Annotated in this window: 18 protein-coding genes; 8 read left to right on the plus strand and 10 right to left on the minus strand. The window is 41.9% G+C overall.

Annotated features, from left to right (window positions below; translation table 11 throughout):
* The first annotated feature begins 11 nt into the window (after window positions 1-11).
* Together BT147_RS02335 and BT147_RS02340 are read left to right on the plus strand one after the other, a co-directional pair.
* Entirely contained in the window at window positions 12-1,289 is a 1,278-nt protein-coding gene (locus BT147_RS02335) for a metal ABC transporter permease (protein ID WP_072330493.1), read from the plus strand.
* Window positions 1,286-2,164, plus strand: coding sequence for a metal ABC transporter permease (locus BT147_RS02340; protein WP_072330495.1), 879 nt, complete (start codon window positions 1,286-1,288; stop codon window positions 2,162-2,164). Before BT147_RS02335 ends, BT147_RS02340 begins: the two co-directional genes overlap by 4 nt.
* A 51-nt stretch (window positions 2,165-2,215) precedes the next feature.
* Here the strand turns inward: BT147_RS02340 and BT147_RS02345 are convergent, their stop codons facing one another.
* From BT147_RS02345 to BT147_RS02370, 6 genes are all read right to left on the minus strand, one after another.
* Window positions 2,216-2,407, minus strand: coding sequence for an alpha/beta-type small acid-soluble spore protein (locus BT147_RS02345; protein WP_072330497.1), 192 nt, complete (start codon window positions 2,405-2,407; stop codon window positions 2,216-2,218).
* 73 nt (window positions 2,408-2,480) lie between these two features.
* On the minus strand, window positions 2,481-3,308 hold the full coding sequence (locus BT147_RS02350) for a sporulation protein (RefSeq protein WP_072330499.1): 828 nt from the start codon (window positions 3,306-3,308) through the stop codon (window positions 2,481-2,483).
* Between the two features lie 409 nt (window positions 3,309-3,717).
* A complete protein-coding gene (locus tag BT147_RS02355) occupies window positions 3,718-4,575 on the minus strand; it encodes an NAD+ synthase (RefSeq protein ID WP_072330501.1) in 858 nt (285 codons plus the stop codon).
* A gap of 3 nt (window positions 4,576-4,578) precedes the next feature.
* Entirely contained in the window at window positions 4,579-5,424 is an 846-nt protein-coding gene (locus tag BT147_RS02360) for a nitrilase-related carbon-nitrogen hydrolase (RefSeq protein WP_072330503.1), read from the minus strand.
* A 57-nt stretch (window positions 5,425-5,481) separates the two neighbouring features.
* Window positions 5,482-6,426, minus strand: a complete 945-nt coding sequence (locus tag BT147_RS02365) for a phosphotransferase (protein WP_072330505.1) — start codon at window positions 6,424-6,426, stop codon at window positions 5,482-5,484.
* Window positions 6,427-6,448: 22 nt separating this feature from the next.
* On the minus strand, window positions 6,449-7,168 hold the full coding sequence (locus BT147_RS02370) for a LysM peptidoglycan-binding domain-containing protein (protein WP_072330507.1): 720 nt from the start codon (window positions 7,166-7,168) through the stop codon (window positions 6,449-6,451).
* A 167-nt stretch (window positions 7,169-7,335) separates the two neighbouring features.
* Between BT147_RS02370 and BT147_RS02375 the strand changes: the two genes are divergently transcribed.
* The 3 genes from BT147_RS02375 to BT147_RS02385 are packed head-to-tail and all read left to right on the plus strand — an operon-like array spanning window position 7,336 to window position 10,048.
* Window positions 7,336-8,145: an SGNH/GDSL hydrolase family protein gene (locus BT147_RS02375; RefSeq protein WP_072330509.1), complete on the plus strand. Its 810-nt coding sequence runs from the start codon at window positions 7,336-7,338 to the stop codon at window positions 8,143-8,145.
* Entirely contained in the window at window positions 8,142-9,068 is a 927-nt protein-coding gene (locus BT147_RS02380) for an ABC transporter ATP-binding protein (protein WP_072330511.1), read from the plus strand. Before BT147_RS02375 ends, BT147_RS02380 begins: the two co-directional genes overlap by 4 nt.
* Complete coding sequence (locus tag BT147_RS02385) at window positions 9,065-10,048, plus strand: DUF2705 family protein (protein WP_072330513.1); 984 nt, start codon at window positions 9,065-9,067, stop codon at window positions 10,046-10,048. Before BT147_RS02380 ends, BT147_RS02385 begins: the two co-directional genes overlap by 4 nt.
* Before the next feature lie 106 nt (window positions 10,049-10,154).
* Here BT147_RS02385 and BT147_RS02390 read toward each other — a convergent pair whose 3' ends face one another.
* Window positions 10,155-10,769, minus strand: a complete 615-nt coding sequence (locus tag BT147_RS02390; protein WP_143187882.1) for a hypothetical protein — start codon at window positions 10,767-10,769, stop codon at window positions 10,155-10,157.
* Between the two features lie 189 nt (window positions 10,770-10,958).
* Here BT147_RS02390 and BT147_RS02395 point away from each other — a divergent pair, with 189 nt between their 5' ends.
* Entirely contained in the window at window positions 10,959-12,110 is a 1,152-nt protein-coding gene (locus BT147_RS02395; RefSeq protein WP_072330517.1) for a nucleotide disphospho-sugar-binding domain-containing protein, read from the plus strand.
* Between the two features lie 121 nt (window positions 12,111-12,231).
* Here the strand turns inward: BT147_RS02395 and BT147_RS02400 are convergent, their stop codons facing one another.
* On the minus strand, window positions 12,232-13,050 hold the full coding sequence (locus BT147_RS02400) for a sugar nucleotide-binding protein (RefSeq protein WP_072330519.1): 819 nt from the start codon (window positions 13,048-13,050) through the stop codon (window positions 12,232-12,234).
* A 221-nt stretch (window positions 13,051-13,271) separates the two neighbouring features.
* Between BT147_RS02400 and BT147_RS02405 the strand changes: the two genes are divergently transcribed.
* Window positions 13,272-13,724, plus strand: a complete 453-nt coding sequence (locus tag BT147_RS02405; protein WP_072330521.1) for a hypothetical protein — start codon at window positions 13,272-13,274, stop codon at window positions 13,722-13,724.
* 88 nt (window positions 13,725-13,812) lie between these two features.
* On the opposite strand, the gene BT147_RS02410 is transcribed toward BT147_RS02405, so the two are convergent.
* A complete protein-coding gene (locus BT147_RS02410; protein WP_072330523.1) occupies window positions 13,813-14,208 on the minus strand; it encodes a DNA recombination RmuC family protein in 396 nt (131 codons plus the stop codon).
* Window positions 14,209-14,482: 274 nt separating this feature from the next.
* A complete protein-coding gene (locus tag BT147_RS02415) occupies window positions 14,483-14,935 on the minus strand; it encodes an ACT domain-containing protein (RefSeq protein ID WP_072330525.1) in 453 nt (150 codons plus the stop codon).
* 189 nt (window positions 14,936-15,124) lie between these two features.
* Between BT147_RS02415 and BT147_RS02420 the strand changes: the two genes are divergently transcribed.
* On the plus strand, window positions 15,125-15,601 hold the full coding sequence (locus tag BT147_RS02420; protein ID WP_072330527.1) for a low molecular weight protein-tyrosine-phosphatase: 477 nt from the start codon (window positions 15,125-15,127) through the stop codon (window positions 15,599-15,601).
* Window positions 15,602-15,654 lie beyond the last annotated feature (53 nt).

Genomic DNA, 15,654 nt, shown 5'->3' on the forward strand with positions numbered 1-15,654 from the left:
GGGGCTAACGGGTGTTAGAACTTTTTCGTGATGCCAATGCTTTATGGGTTCTTGCTGGAACGACCTTACTTGGAATAAGTAGCGGCGTATTAGGAAGTTTTGCCTTTTTACGAAAGCGTGGATTGATGGGCGATGTACTTGCCCACGCAGCACTTCCTGGAATCTGTTTGGCATTCTTGTTTACTGGATCGAAAAATCCATTTTGGCTTTTGATCGGAGCCACATTAACAGGCCTATTAGCTTCTCTCTTTCTTAGCTGGATTACCCGATTTTCTAAGATTAAAGAAGATACTGCCTTAGGATTGGTCTTATCTACCTTTTTTGGATTTGGCATCGTCTTGTTAACACAAATTCAACACAGTGATTTTGGTAACCAAGCTGGACTAGATAAGTTTTTGTTTGGTCAATCTGCATCTTTAGTTGGAGCAGACGTAGCGATGATGGGTTCCATTGCCTTGGTTTTAATCCTTTTATCTTCTCTATTTTTCAAGGAATTAAAGCTCTTATGTTTTGATGCAAACTACGGAAAAAGTCTAGGGTTCCCTATGGTAGGACTTGATTTCTTCCTGATGTTGCTCCTAGTAGTTGCCGTGGTAATTGGCCTACAGGCGGCAGGAGTGGTATTAATGGCATCTCTTTTGATTACGCCTGCCGCAACAGCTAGGTATTGGACGGAACGATTAGATCACATGATACTCATCTCTGCCTGCACAGGGGCCCTATCTGGATTAGTCGGAACGATCCTTAGTTCAGTTGCAACTAAGTTATCTACTGGACCCCTTATTGTCTTGGCGGTCACCCTTTTGTTCTTTGTCTCAATGCTATGCGCACCGAAAAGAGGCATGATTGCAAAGTGGTTGCGTCTCATTCAAACTCGGCAAAAAGTACGCCAAGAGCAGATCTATGTAGCATGGAATCAACTAGGAAATCAAACCGTTACTCTAACTGCTTTATCGGATCAATCCAACCTATCTACCGCCCAAATCCGCCGCTGGATCAAACGGAAAAAGCGAGGCGGGCAAGTCACAGAGAGCTCTCCAGATACTTTCACTCTTTCGAGTGCTAGCTGGAAAGAAGCAAGTGACACAGCCTTGCTTAGACTTTATATGGAGATGTGGCATATGTATGAGGATATTGAGACGGACTGTTTCATTCAGGATATCGAGCGATTATCTGACTTACCTGAATCCCTTCGAGCACAACTTCAGTCCTACCTACAAAAACACATTTCAAAAGAAGATCAAGCTAAAATCTATCATTCAACCAGAGGGGCAGGGATGGAGTTATGAGTAGTATATGGATTATCCTGACTGGCGCCCTCATCGCTTCTTCCTGTGCGTTTCTAGGTTGTTTCTTAATCCTACGTCGCATGGCGATGTTAGGGGATGCCATTAGTCACTCCATTCTTCCAGGAATCGTCATCGCGTTTCTTGTCTCAGGAAGCCGGGATCCCTTCCCAATGTTTATCGGTGCAGCAGTCTTCGGACTCCTTTGTACCATTATCATTCAACTTTTGCGAAATCAAGGCGTACAGGCTGATGCCGCGATGTCGGTTAGTTTTACGGCACTCTTCGCTATCGGGATCATCTTGATCTCCCTCTTTACACAACAAGTGGACTTAGATTTAGATTGTGTGCTCTACGGTGAGATTGCATATGTCCCTTATGATACATGGACTTGGAATGGAGTCGATATGGGGCCACGAGCGATGTGGGGAGCAGGATCAGCCTTCTTGCTTAGCCTGATCATTGTTAGATTATTTTACAAACAGTTTAAACTTACATCCTTTGATCCAGCCTTAGCGATGGCTATCGGTATACCCGTAGCATTTTTCCATTACCTGCTCATGGGACTTGTTTCAATCACAACCGTTGCTTCCTTTGAAAGTGTGGGTGCAATCCTCGTGGTAGCGATGCTTATCGTCCCCGCCGCCACTGCCTATCTACTAACGGAACGTCTTAGAGTCATGCTTGGACTAAGTGTGCTTATCGGTACCATCTGCTCGATCTGTGGTTACTTACTATCCGTCATGTTAGATGCGTCAATCGCTGGATGTATGACGATGATTGCAGGTGGATTGTTCGCGCTTGCTTTCCTGTTCTCTCCTCAGCAAGGCGTGGTTACCCGTTGGTGGGTTCGCAAGAAGTTACGGGCTCAATTTTAAATATTAAAAAGCAACCCCCCACTACAAATCGAGTAATGGGGGGTTTTGCTTTTATTTATTCCGAGCAAGTTGTTGCTGAGCCAAGGCGACGAGTCGCTTGGTCATCTCTCCACCTACAGAACCATTAGCTCTGGCGGTGGTATCAGCGCCTAGTTCTACTCCAAATTCCTGTGCGATTGACTGTTTCATCTGCCCTAAGGCAGCAGCCGATCCAGGCACTACGAGTTTATTGCTTCTTGACATCGCAATCAGCTCCCCTCATAGAACATTGGATGAGAACCCCTTGCATGAATAGAGTAACCGAATCGAACTGTTTTCATTCGCTTGACGAAAACTCTTTCGTTACCTTATCTTGGATCAACTGAATTTGTTCTGCTAAGTACTCCGTCAGGTGGATCCCCTTATCTTCTATGTCTTCTTCATGAACCACGAAGCGGATTTTCCGCTCATTTACATCTAGCATCTCCATAATGGAGCGATAATCTGGCTTCTGCGTTTCAATTCGTAATACAAAATGCCCATTTCCAAGATGTACAAGTGATGCTTCACTAAGCCAATTCTTCATATCATGCTGTGCAAAAAGAAACTCTTGGTAAAACGTCCGATCCATTGGATAATCCATGCTATTTGGCTCTACAGATGTCACTGAAAACCCTAAACGACTCATAGATTTTAGTACTTCTTCCAAAAACGGATGAGGGGCTATCTGAATTTCATCATGATCACTCGGATCGATGGAATTTTCGATATCGATTCCTGTTTGCAAGTATACCTGAAAACGATACGGGGAGGCTTTGGGTTTAGCGAACAAAAAATGGCCTTCGTAGGGAAACGAAATCGGTGTTACATCTGGCAGAGTAAAGGAAAACGGAATTTCCTTTATTTCTCTGGGTAATACCGTAATTTTGCCTGCTATTTCATGTGTGTGCCACAAGAAGTCCCGAAATCCACTTACTCCTGCTCCCCTAGCTCTCAGTCGAACTTTAAGCTGAAACAGGATACGATTGATTTCCTGTTGTACGGAGCCACCTTGGATTAGGACTCGACCGTGGATGATTTCTCCTTGGCGATATTCTCCTTTTTCTAAGGTAGTATCAACCTTTATTCCACCGACGCGTATACTGGCAAGCAATTTCTTTAACAACCCACTAACCTCCTTTTCACTGAGAACACCAGATACTACGTGAAGTTTGTATATATACAGAATCATCCTGACGTCTATTCATTCAAGTAATTTCATTATACAACCAAATTTAATAGGCCTTTTTATTAAAAAAAGAACAAAAAAGGAACAAAGTGCTGACGAAACCGTGTCCGCACTTTGTTCCACAGAATCATGGCGGGGTATACCTGCGTATGGATTCATCGTGACTACTCCAAATGAACCAAATTCCGAAATTAGGTTTGACTTTTACTCTCAATCCCAACTGGTTCAATGCAATTTCAATCGAACAGTACAATCGATGTATTCCAACTATCATAATCCTTTTTGAATTTGCCCATAAAAAAAACGCCATTCCTGTCAAGTATGAAAGAATGGCGTTTTTTCGTTATTACATTCCCCAATCACGAAGATAACGGAAATCAATCCCCACTGTGCGATTGGATACCTTTAGGATAACGGGCATCACTCGTTTGAATTGGTTACGGATGATTCGCTTGTTGACCGCATTGATGAGGGTATCGGAAAAACCTTGCTTATGAAGTGCTTTGCGATCCCACTTTAAATCTAACATGTGATATAAAACACGATCCATGTCAAAGTAAGAAAAGCCGATCTCCCCTTCATCCGTCTGGTTTTCCCATAGATCCGCACTAGGAGGCTTCGATAAGATGGAGTTAGGAACCCCCAAATAGCGAGAAAGTTGACGAACCTGAGTCTTATATAAATCGCCAATCGGGTTAATCGCAGAAGCCGAATCTCCATACTGGGTACCGTACCCAAGCAATAGTTCCGTGCGATTGCTTGTACCAACCACAAGGGCTTCATAGTAAGCTGATAAATCATATAGAATCGTCATTCTTTCCCGGGCCATTTTATTTCCTCTACGAAGAGGGCTCGCATCAGGAAAGCTCTCAAAGTAAGCATCAATCTGAGGTGTGATATCCACAGTGAGTGACTGTACTCCTGTATCTTGAATCGCTTCCGCAGCATCATCTAAGCTATTTTGGCTACTCTGTTTATAAGGCATCCGCACTGCAATTACATTTTCGGCTCCAAAAGCCCTGACTGCCAAATAAAGCGAGAGTGCAGAGTCAATTCCTCCTGATAACCCTAAGATCACGCGGCGAAAGCCTACTTTGTTCACTTCTTCACGTAAAGCTGTAGTCAATATCTGGGTGGTTAGTTCTTCATTGAGGGATAGATACGGAGCTTCTGTTAATTGATCTGTTAACCATTGTGTAGACATGTCCTACTCTCCTCTACGATGTTGTTGAATTCGAGTAAGTTCTCGAACCACGAGATCTGTATTTTCATCACGTAAAATAGGGGTCGTAAAACGGGCACGTTGAACCATATCAAGATCTACATCAAACGTCACCAGAGATTCTTCAAAAAGAGGCCCCTGAACCAATGTATCTCCGAATGGATCCACTGCTGTTGAATTACCAAAAAAGGTGACCCCATCCTCCGTTCCTACACGCTGTGTACAAGCGATACACATTCCATAAAATTGAGCTTGGCTCGTTAGAATCAAGTCCCACGAGTCCTGTGTTCCCAGCCCTTTAGCGTGTACTCCACGTGCTGGAGAATTAGCAAGTACAATCAGAAGCTCTGCTCGATCCTGAGCAAGGAGATACGGAGCCGATGGATGCCACATATCTTCACAGACCAGCATCCCCACACGGCCAAATCTCGTGTCAAATGCTCGAATCTTTTCGCCTCGGCCAAAATAACGTGCCTCATCAAACATTCCATATGTAGGTAGATATACTTTGCGATGTACGTATTGAATATTGCCATAGCTTGCATAAATCGCTGAATTGTACAAGATGTGATCGGGTGAACGCTCTACGATCCCAAAGGCGATATCGATTCCCTTCGACTCGGAGATAATCTCCTGTACTTCTTCACTATCCACAGTGCAAGCCACATCGTAAGTTAAGTCGAGAAGATTATATCCCATTAAGCTTAACTCCGGAAATATAAGCAACTCGACTCCTTCTTCTTTTGCCTGCTTTATCATCTGTTTGTGAATTTCAATGTTTTTGGCCACATTACCCAAATGTGGTCGAATTTGAGCTAATCCAACTTTCATTCTAAGATGCCTCCCTAAGGCGAACTATGTATGGGTGATTTGGCCTTTATCATACCATTACCAATAACGCAATTGCGAGAGAAACTCCCTCCATCGCTCGATATCATCAATAATTCTTTCCAAGTAAGGTCCAGTATAATCGAGGCGATAACCAGGCTTCTTTTCCAGCACTCCTATCGACTCACGAAAAAATTCATTAGGAAAGCCATACATCAATTTGATAAAATATTTCTCCCAATCTGATAAAGGTTGATGATGTTCATAACATTCCATCATTTCAATCCATAACGCTTTATCCCAATGGTTCTCTGTTAAGATCCGGGTGCTAATCTGCCAAAGATCTCCCCACTGGGCATCATAGCTAGCTGTATCGAAATCGATCAACCACGCCCGATCCCCTTCCATCATCCAATTATGACTTGCTAAATCGCGATGGCATAGATGATGATGAAGATGAGATTGTTCATTCATCTCATAGAATGTAGGAGTATATAACTGATTCCACGCATTTATGCCCATCTGGTACATCTCGTAACCAGCTAGGCGCATCCATTTATCAGTCTTACTAGTCGATCGATCGTATTGATGCAGATACTTTTCAAACTTCTTTAAACGTTGTCCTAGTCTCTCCCATAAAAGGAACGCCGTCCGACGAGTAGACGGCGTAGTACATCCACGTCCCGCTTGATGAAACCGAGCTAACTGCTCTAATGCGAGCTTACTTTCTCTGCGATATCGATATCTACATGTTTCTCCGTTAATGTATGTGGTTAGAGTCAATCCATCTCCAGCGTGTATAAACGTAGGCATATCAACAAACCCACGATGCCTGAGCTCTCGATCAACTTGACTCCACCACTCTTGATGATAAGCAGAACGACATTGCTTCGCTACCCATGTTTGTTCCCTTGTATAAATCAGCCATATTTTTTGCCCTTCTTCCATATCGATTACTCGAGTCTGAAGAGCTCGTTCCATTTTTCGCAAGCTTGGCTGGGACATATTAACCCTTCCTTTATCTGAATTAAAACTCGGCAGAAGAGCTCTCAAAAGCCTCATTTCCATACTCAGGTACTTGATTCATCATCATTTCAGGTTGCCAGTACGCTGGCTGATGATTTCCGTATGGAGTCCAAAACGGATACGGTGGTGTCGACATGGCTGCTTGAGGCGGATAAGACGGAGTTGATCCACAATCAGTACAAGGATAATTTGGATACGGTGTAGATGCATGCGAAAGGTGCGGATAGGAATAAAATCCGGGTTCAGTTGGATAAAATGGTGCAAACTGAGTAGGGTGAGAAGGTTGATAGGAATAAATAGAAGAGGACTCCCATTCATCTAATGGAACTTCACTTGATTCATCATAATCGTCATACTCATCATAACGAGCAGGTTCATTTTGATATTGGTCGTAAAATTGGGCATCCTCAACTCGAATGGGCTTAGCAATCGTTAGTTGTAGATCTTGTGGCGAACCAACTGGTTGTTCTGTGAGTGGCCACTGAGGATCAATCGGCTTTTGGGGTTTAAATGATTCGCGACCCGTTTTTTCTTTTAGATAATCTCTCTTTACAGGGGAAACGGGCACTCGCCCAGATGGGATTCGTACCTTACTACCTACTTCTAACTGTTCTGGCTCCATAATGTTGGGGTTTGCTTCTAGTACTCGCTCTAACGGAACATTATACTTTTGTACCAAGTCCCATAACTGTTCTCCAGGACGTACAATATGAATTTTCAAACCCGGTACCTCCTCTATTGCAAATGGATTATTCTATCCTATGCGCCTATGGGCTATTAGTTGCCATACAACATTGACAGACAATCATTCAAGAAAATATATTCATTTTTCAAGGATAATATGTAAAACTAAAGTTAGTAACGAATCTATATTTAGGAGGATAACGTATGCATTCTAATCATCGCCTGAGGTGGATTAGTATCTTTGCCGTCGCAATCGCCTCATTCTCCATCCTATTGATTGGTTCCATCATGTCTCTCATTGAGCTTTTTAGGCCTCAAACATCTAATCTGCAACAGTCTGCTTCACAAAAAGCAGTCTCTCCAAGCAGTCCTACTGTCGGACGAATCGTCAGCCTAGGCGATTCTCTTACTCGAGGAATTGGGGACGATAGCGGAAAAGGGTACATCCAACTTTTTCGAGAGCAACTACAAAAATCAAGCAAATCTGAAGTCAGCCTTGTCAATTTAAGCGTTAGTGGTGCCACTTCGACCGATCTTCGTAAACAGATCTCACAACCCGAAACAGCTAACTTGCTAAAAAGTGCCGAGATCATCCCCCTCACCATTGGTGGAAACGATCTGTTTCGAGGAAGTGGTCGCCTTGAAAATACCGATCCTGAAACGGTCGAAAAAGCACGCCTTACGTATCAGGAAAACATTGACTTCATTTTGAAGGATATTCGCAAACAGAATTCCAAAGCAACGATCTTCGTTTTTGGTTTATACAATCCGTTCGGAGATTTATCCGAAGCCAAGCAAACCAATGAATTCGTTGCGCAATGGAACCAAACGGCACAACAAGTAATCGCAAAGTATGATCGCGTTGTTTTTATTCCTACATACGATTTATTTCAATTAGAACCAAAACGATATCTTTTCACAGATCACTTTCATCCAAATCAATACGGATATCAGCGCATAGCAAATCGCCTCACTCAGCTGGTAATCGACCAAGAAGGGATGGAGACAAAATGAACCAAACTTCCCCAGTACTCGAAGTCAAGAAGCTAAGCAAGCGCATTGGAAAACGAAAAATCGTGGAGGACATTACATTTGAGGTCGAAAAAGGAGAAATTTTTGGATTTCTAGGGCCAAATGGCGCGGGGAAAACCACAACCATCCGTATGTTAGTTGGGCTCATCCGCCCAACAGAGGGAACGATCCGAATCGGAGGATACCCCTTGCAAGACCAATTTATCGAAGCCATCTCCCAGATAGGCTGTATCGTGGAAAACCCGGAGCTTTACCCGTATCTTACAGGCCGTGAAAACCTAGAGCACTTTGCCCGTATGATGACTGGCATTACAGCCAATCGGATCAACGAGATTGTTCACCTCGTAGAATTAGATGAGCGGATTGATGAACTGGTAAAAACGTATTCACTCGGAATGCGGCAACGCCTTGGAATCGCACAAGCATTACTGGGTTCCCCTAAGATCCTCATTCTCGATGAACCCACTAACGGGCTTGATCCTGCTGGCATTCGTGAATTACGGGCTTTTATTCGCAAGCTAGTCCACGAACAAGGAATTAGTGTCTTTATCTCCAGCCATATCTTGCATGAAATACAGCTAATGTGTGATCGAGTAGCTATTATCAACAAAGGGAAAATCGTGTACACCGGACCTGTACATGAACTTGTCCATGAAGAAGAAACCCGCATCGAGTGGAAATTAGACCCACTTCCCTCAGGTGCAGACGCCCTACAAGAACTACCCTTTGTCCGTCCCATCGAACAGACAGAAGAATACCTGTATGTGTATATGCCTATAGACCGCATTGCTGAAGCGAATGAGCAACTTACAGCGAAGCAGATAAAAGTAACGGGAATTCGTCCTGTACAAGCTACACTGGAGGACTTATTTTTACAACTGACAGGGGGCGGAACCAAACCATGATTGGACTCGTCTATAATGAAATGTTAAAAATGGTTCGGAAAAAGCGACTTTGGGTCATTCTAGGGATCTTAGTGATCCTGATTCCGATTTTTACATATGCTCAGGCACAGACACTTGAAAGAGCGGCTAAGCAAATTGGAACAAGCGACTGGAAAGTTGTCCTAAAGCAGCAGATCATCGATCAACAAAATCGCTTAACATCCAGCCGATTACCCGAAGAATGGAAAGCATTTATCAAACTGAATATCCAGCAACAAGAGTATTATCTAAAAAATGATATCAACCCAACTGCTCCCGGCGCTCCTACGTTTATGCGAAAATTCGTCGAGGAATCTGTCTCTCTCTTTCTCCCGTTACTGGTCGTTATCATTGCAGCCGATCTGGTTTCTTCTGAACACTCTAGCGGAACGATCAAACTACTCCTTACAAGACCGGTTCGGCGCTGGAAAGTACTACTGAGCAAATACATCTCCCTACTCTTTGCCACTTCCTTCATCGTACTTAGTACAGCCATATTAAGCTACCTGCTCTCTGGGGTTATCTTTGGATATGGGGGTTGGGATCTCCCAGTACTATCGGGATTCCAAGAGAAAAACGGAGCGTTATTAACAGAGTTCGTCCATCTCATCCCACAATGGAAGTATCTCCTGATGGCATATGGTCTCTCTTGGCTCGCTTGCATAACCGTTGCAACCGTTTCCTTCATGGTATCCGTTTTGGTACGAAGCACCGCATCTGGTATGGGCATTATGCTCGCGGCCGTCATCTCAGGAAATTTACTCATGCAACTCTCTCCTACATGGGGAGCTATTAAATACTTTGCCTTCACCCAACTCCGTTTAACCGACTATCTCTCCGGTCGCCCTATTCTCATCGAGGGAATGACACTACCACTCTCCATCGGCGTGCTCGGGGCCTGGTCCGTGGTAGCACTGATTATCGCATTTGTAACGTTTTCGAGACGTGATGTACTGGCGTGATGGGTGTACGGTTGTGAGTGTAAACAAAACAGTCCTGTTTGGTCTATTATCTAGATCAAACAGGACTGTTTTATATTGTAGTGGGTTATGGATTTGAGCTACAGTTTTATTTACTTTCCTCCACTTTACTACCAGCTTTTTCTACAAATTTTTTCCAAGATTGATTGAATTGTGTTATGTCTTTTTCTTGTTGTTTAAGGGCATTGTTGAATTTCGACTCAGCATTTTCAAGTTCTGTTGCATTCTTATCAGTTGAGTCCTTTAGAAACTTACCAAACACTCCTACAAACTGTCCTTGCGCCGCACTGACTTCGATTTCTGTTTTCATGCCTTTCTCAAAATCAACAACAAATTGCTCTGCTAATTTTTTGGTCTCCGCGTCTTGAAATTTGGTAGCTAACTCCTTCAACTGAGGCATTCCATCATGAATCTTCTTCGCACCTTCGCTATAGGCTTTTACATCCTTAACAGCATTTTCCAAAAGCGACAATGCCTCTTTACGTTTTGCATCAGATAATCCGTTAGGAGAGCTTTCCATGTTAGTAGCAAGCTGTTCAATTTGTTCAGCTGCTTTAATTGATAAATCAATATTTTTATTTTGATTAGCAACCGTTTTGTTCATATCATCAAGAATTTTCGTTTCGTTCACTTTATCTTTGACGAAAGAACAGCCACTCATAACAGTTAGTGCAAATAAAATAACTAGAATTTTATTCTTCAAAATCATCATTCCTCTTTATATATGTTATAAAAACAGCATTTTCAATAATACTATATTTTTTTGTTTATGTATATATTTTCTTGTAAATATAAATATATAGTAGATTTTCTCTAAATGTAGATGTTGTATCAGGGTTTTAGTAAAATTAAATTGAATGAAAATTTTTATAAACAGAATGGGGAAATGCATATGAAATATCTATTCTTTATAATGCCAGCATTTGGACATATGAATCCTACACTAACAGTAGCTGAGGAATTGGTGAGACGTGGTGATGAGGTAGTTTATTATACAACCGCTGACTTTACAGATGGGGTCAAGAAATCAGGGGCAGAGATCCAAGTAGTTGACCCTATTTTCAATCCCTTACACTACTTCCAAAAAGAGCACCCGGAAGCACTTCAGTCTATTACGAAACCCCCTATCCACTTGATGACCCAATATATGAACGAAGCCCGACTGAAAGCCCACGAATTAATAGATCAAGTAAAGGCCGAAAAAGCCGATGTAGCGGTCTACGATCCGATGTGTGTTTGGGGAAAAGAGATTATTTACACCCTCGATCTACCTGCGGCGACCTTTTATAGCAGCTTTGCATTTCACAAAGAAGCCACCACCCTACAAAAATGGGTTGATCAATATTTTCTGCCAGAAGAAAAGCAAATCTTGCATTTGTTTACTGTTGCCGAAAAGCTAAATATCGTATCGACCCCAAAACAGTTTCAATATGATGCAGAGCTCTTCGACCATCGTTATGCATTTGTTGGGCCTCTCATCTCCAATCGACATGTTCCATCCGACATTCCCTTAGAGAGTCTTAGCTCGCGACCTATACTCTACATCTCACTCGGAACGATCTTAAGTAATGTCGATTTTTATCAAAACTGTTTTGAAGCCTTTGGAGACACGCATTGGCAAGTGATCTTAAATGTCGGACCTAGAACCAGTATAGAAGAACTAGGTTCCACCCCTCAAAACTTCATGATTCGGCCCTTTGTTCCCCAGCTAGAAGTCCTTAAACATGCTGACGTCTTCATATCTCACGGAGGGATGAATTCGATCATGGAGGCTCTATGGTTTGGTGTTCCTACGGTTGCTATTCCGCAATCATCCGATCAGCCACTTGTTGCCGAACGTCTTACCCAACTGGGCCTCGGCGAGTCCATCCAACCTGATCAAGTTACCCCAGAACAATTGAGAGAGTCTGTAGATAGAGTAAGTCAGTCAGAGACTGTTCGAGTAAACCTTCTAGCAATGAGTCAATCGATGCAAGAAGCAAATCCAGTTCAGCAGACGGCGGATCTACTGCAATCACTTGCTCAGCAACACGCGGTGAAGTAGCTGTATGATTTACTCACAACGATTTCTTACTAGACAAGCCTATTATTAAATAACTTTCTGGGCATGTATTTGCTAGTTAACAGGACCTCTTTATGGATGAGATCCTGTTAACTTTTCATTTTTATTGAAATAAGGACCAAATAATATCTTGATTTGTATATTGTAGTGATTTAGGAATATCCTCACGATTAGATTCTATCTGAAAGTAAGCCATGTTCTCTTTATCTAGAAATAGACGATTCTGCAATGTACTCTTCTCACCTTCTAACTGATCTAAGATCTGCTCATAAAACTGACTTTGCGTCATTCGATCTATAGAGGCTAAGTGGAATACCCCTCTCAAGTCATGTTCGATCATAAATCGCACTTGCTTAGCCAATAAAACATCTAGATGATGATTACAAACCAGATTACTAAATACTTCCATGCCTTTTTGATCTTTCAAACTCTCCTTAATTTGATTCAGCCTTGGTGAGTCCTTCCCCCATATCATCGGAATTCGAATCGTAATAGTCCTCTCACCCAACATTTCTTGAAGCATACTCTCACATTTCATTTTGAACTTCCCATACTCCGATTCAGCTATCGGGGTATCTGCTTCTGTATAAGGTCTCGAAAAATCTCCATCAAATACATTGGTTGTTGAAAAGTAGTACACTTTCGTTTGTTGATTTCTTATACTCTTAGCCAATTCCTCGTGAAACGTAAGTTGATGATCATAATCACCTCGTAAACAGGAAATCACAATGTCCGGTTTAACCGTACCTATGACCTCCCGCATCTTATCGATATGCTGAACTTCTAATGAGAATTGTTTATCTTGAGGAAGGCTCGTAACGTTAGAAGTATATGTACCGTATACATCAAATCCATCCACTAACTCATTCATGAGAGCTCGCCCTACAAGTCCACTCGCACCCAAAATCAGTACTTTCTTCATCCACTATTTCTCCTTTTATACCATGGCACATTTTTATAAAATATTATACCACTGCCTACTCACTTCCTAGTATACTCTATCCCAAACCCATTATTGATTTAATATTCATAATTAAATTATTAACTTAATACAAAAAATTTATTACAAATGTTTACAATAAATGTATTTGTGTTACAATGAGATTGTTTGTATATTAGGAACAGAATAAGGGGTTGTCAAGAATGAAAGGGAAACGTTTCGTAGCTGGGATCATTACTTGTAGTGCTTTCATCATAGGGACAGGATTTGTCGCTCCAACTACTACTGTAGCCGCTGGATTCGAAAAAAATATTCAAGGTGGATGGGAAGATGCTTCGTTTCAAGTAGAGAACATCTCCACTCTACCTCAAGAAGTTACAAGCCAAGTAGACGTAACAAGCAAGGCTATCACCATGGTGAATCACGACAAAAAAACATATGTATACCTATCACTTGGTACCCAAGGTGCGTTATATCATTTTAACGTGAACTCTGCAGTTATCACAAAAGGGAAGCTTTTCATCACTGCCCAGGCAAAAATGGCCGCTTATAAATATGTAGCAAGCCCAGAGTATGAAGTGATATCATTCGATAACTCAAAATATAAGATTAATGAGGTAGACGGACATATTCATGTCATTAATAAATTGAACTAATTCTTAATGAAAGTAAAAGGAGCGGTAGATAATCTAGCCGACTCCTTTTTAACAAGGGTGAAATTCATAAACCATAGGACATGCTTGTTCAACTATTCGAACTAGCTTCCTCCTGCTTTTTCCTCGATTGCAATGCCCAAAATCTCCGATCAATCTCCTTCGATTTCTCATAATGCAGATCCTTTAAGAAATCGAGATCATCCTTCATAACAGTAAAATCCTCTTTCATATTTAGTTTCAATGCGGAAATGTCTTCACTGTTTCGGATAACTTGTTCTTGAATGATGTAACTTACCTTAGCAATGGTATCGACCTTTTCTTCTAGGCGATCCAATCGAGTGCCCATCTTATCTAGACGAGTGTCCATCTTATCTAGACGAGTCTCCATCTTATCTAGACGAGTCTCCACTTCATCAAAGCGCTTATCAATACTTCTTTTCATATCCTGAAAACTATTGAGAATCATCTCTAAGGTTGCTTCCACACGTTCTCCTCCTTGACTAACTATTCTTTCTACAACGCATCATCGCGCTCATCTATCGTTTTATTACGATTACCATCATTCAACATGGCAAAGGGTTGTGATCAATCATTCGTGAAACGAATCCATTTTATGTAAGGAATTTGGTCAGTTCTCATTCTATCACAGGGGGTAAGGAACATCTAGAACATTGAATCAATTGCCGAATTACGCAATATCAGATCCTCTAGAACCCATGCTTACGAGACAGAGACAATATACTACCGATCTCAAAATCCTACTCCACCCCAATGACACTCACCCGCTGTACACCCTTTAATCCACGAAGCTGATCCACTAAATCCTCTAATTCGGAAACCAAATTAGTTAGATCTACCGACATCGAAACTGACGCTTCCCCTTGAAGAGGAATGGTTTGGTGGATGGTGAGAATGTTTACCCCAGTACCAGCTAGGAAACTCAATACATTAGATAACACACCTGCTTGATCTTTTAGTAGAAAGACAAGAGTCACCATCTTGCTTTGGTTTAAGCTTTGAAAGGGAAAGATAGAGTCTCGATATTTATAGTAGGAACTACGGCTCAGCTCGACTCTGGCTACTGCTTGTTGAACCGTATCCGCTTCACCTGTCTCTACCAGCTGTTTTGCTTCCAATGTCTTCTGGATCGCTTCAGGTAATTGATTATAGCGTACCAATACAAAGCGCTCTTCATCATCTCTCTTATTCACAAGATAACCTCTTTTATTACATTTTTGTATGCATTGTAATCTAGAAAAGCATCATCATCCATTTTTCCAGATAGTTTATTTTATTCAAATTCAATTTATCTCGACATATTTTATCGTTTCTCTTAGCTCTAGGCAATCTTTTTGGTAATATAAAAGCATACGATTCTCACATCAAAGGAGCAATAGATTATGGTATCTGTACTATTCGTCTGCTTGGGAAACATATGTCGTTCTCCAATGGCAGAAGCAGTATTTCGTCATTATGTAATCGAAGCAGGCCTCGAAAATAAAATTCACATCGATTCTGCTGGCACCGGCGACTGGCACATCGGTGAACCACCCCATCAAGGAACGATGTTGAAACTAAAGGAATATGGTGTCTCGTCAGAAGGAATCTACGCGCGCCAAGTAAAAAAAATTGATTTCGATCAATTCCAATGGATCATCGGCATGGACACATCTAATGTAGAGAACCTACATAAAATCGCCCAAACCACCCATTCACACGTGTATCCATTTATCCAATTCATTCCCGGCACCACCTACGAAGGAGTCCCAGATCCTTGGTACACAGGCAACTTCCAAGAAACTTATGACCTCGTCCAACAAGGGTGTAAGAACTTGCTAAACGAGATTGTCACAAAGCAAGGATTAAGCAATAAATAGGCCTTCCGAATGCTCTTTTTACATCTAATCAATCACTGCGATTAAGAGTAGAG

This window comes from Thermoactinomyces sp. DSM 45891 (assembly GCF_900119485.1).
GTDB lineage: Bacteria > Bacillota > Bacilli > Thermoactinomycetales > Thermoactinomycetaceae > Baia.

What these genes read in the sequence shown, in the direction of transcription:
- BT147_RS02395 (WP_072330517.1), top strand. Translation starts at nt 10,959, where the DNA reads ATGAAATATCTATTCTTTATAATGCCAGCATTTGGACATATGAATCCT.
- BT147_RS02385 (WP_072330513.1), top strand. Translation starts at nt 9,065, where the DNA reads ATGATTGGACTCGTCTATAATGAAATGTTAAAAATGGTTCGGAAAAAG.
- BT147_RS02345 (WP_072330497.1), bottom strand. Translation starts at nt 2,407, where the DNA reads ATGTCAAGAAGCAATAAACTCGTAGTGCCTGGATCGGCTGCTGCCTTA.
- BT147_RS02420 (WP_072330527.1), top strand. Translation starts at nt 15,125, where the DNA reads ATGGTATCTGTACTATTCGTCTGCTTGGGAAACATATGTCGTTCTCCA.
- BT147_RS02380 (WP_072330511.1), top strand. Translation starts at nt 8,142, where the DNA reads ATGAACCAAACTTCCCCAGTACTCGAAGTCAAGAAGCTAAGCAAGCGC.
- BT147_RS02355 (WP_072330501.1), bottom strand. Translation starts at nt 4,575, where the DNA reads ATGTCTACACAATGGTTAACAGATCAATTAACAGAAGCTCCGTATCTA.
- BT147_RS02360 (WP_072330503.1), bottom strand. Translation starts at nt 5,424, where the DNA reads ATGAAAGTTGGATTAGCTCAAATTCGACCACATTTGGGTAATGTGGCC.
- BT147_RS02365 (WP_072330505.1), bottom strand. Translation starts at nt 6,426, where the DNA reads ATGTCCCAGCCAAGCTTGCGAAAAATGGAACGAGCTCTTCAGACTCGA.
- BT147_RS02340 (WP_072330495.1), top strand. Translation starts at nt 1,286, where the DNA reads ATGAGTAGTATATGGATTATCCTGACTGGCGCCCTCATCGCTTCTTCC.
- BT147_RS02405 (WP_072330521.1), top strand. Translation starts at nt 13,272, where the DNA reads ATGAAAGGGAAACGTTTCGTAGCTGGGATCATTACTTGTAGTGCTTTC.
- BT147_RS02400 (WP_072330519.1), bottom strand. Translation starts at nt 13,050, where the DNA reads ATGAAGAAAGTACTGATTTTGGGTGCGAGTGGACTTGTAGGGCGAGCT.
- BT147_RS02375 (WP_072330509.1), top strand. Translation starts at nt 7,336, where the DNA reads ATGCATTCTAATCATCGCCTGAGGTGGATTAGTATCTTTGCCGTCGCA.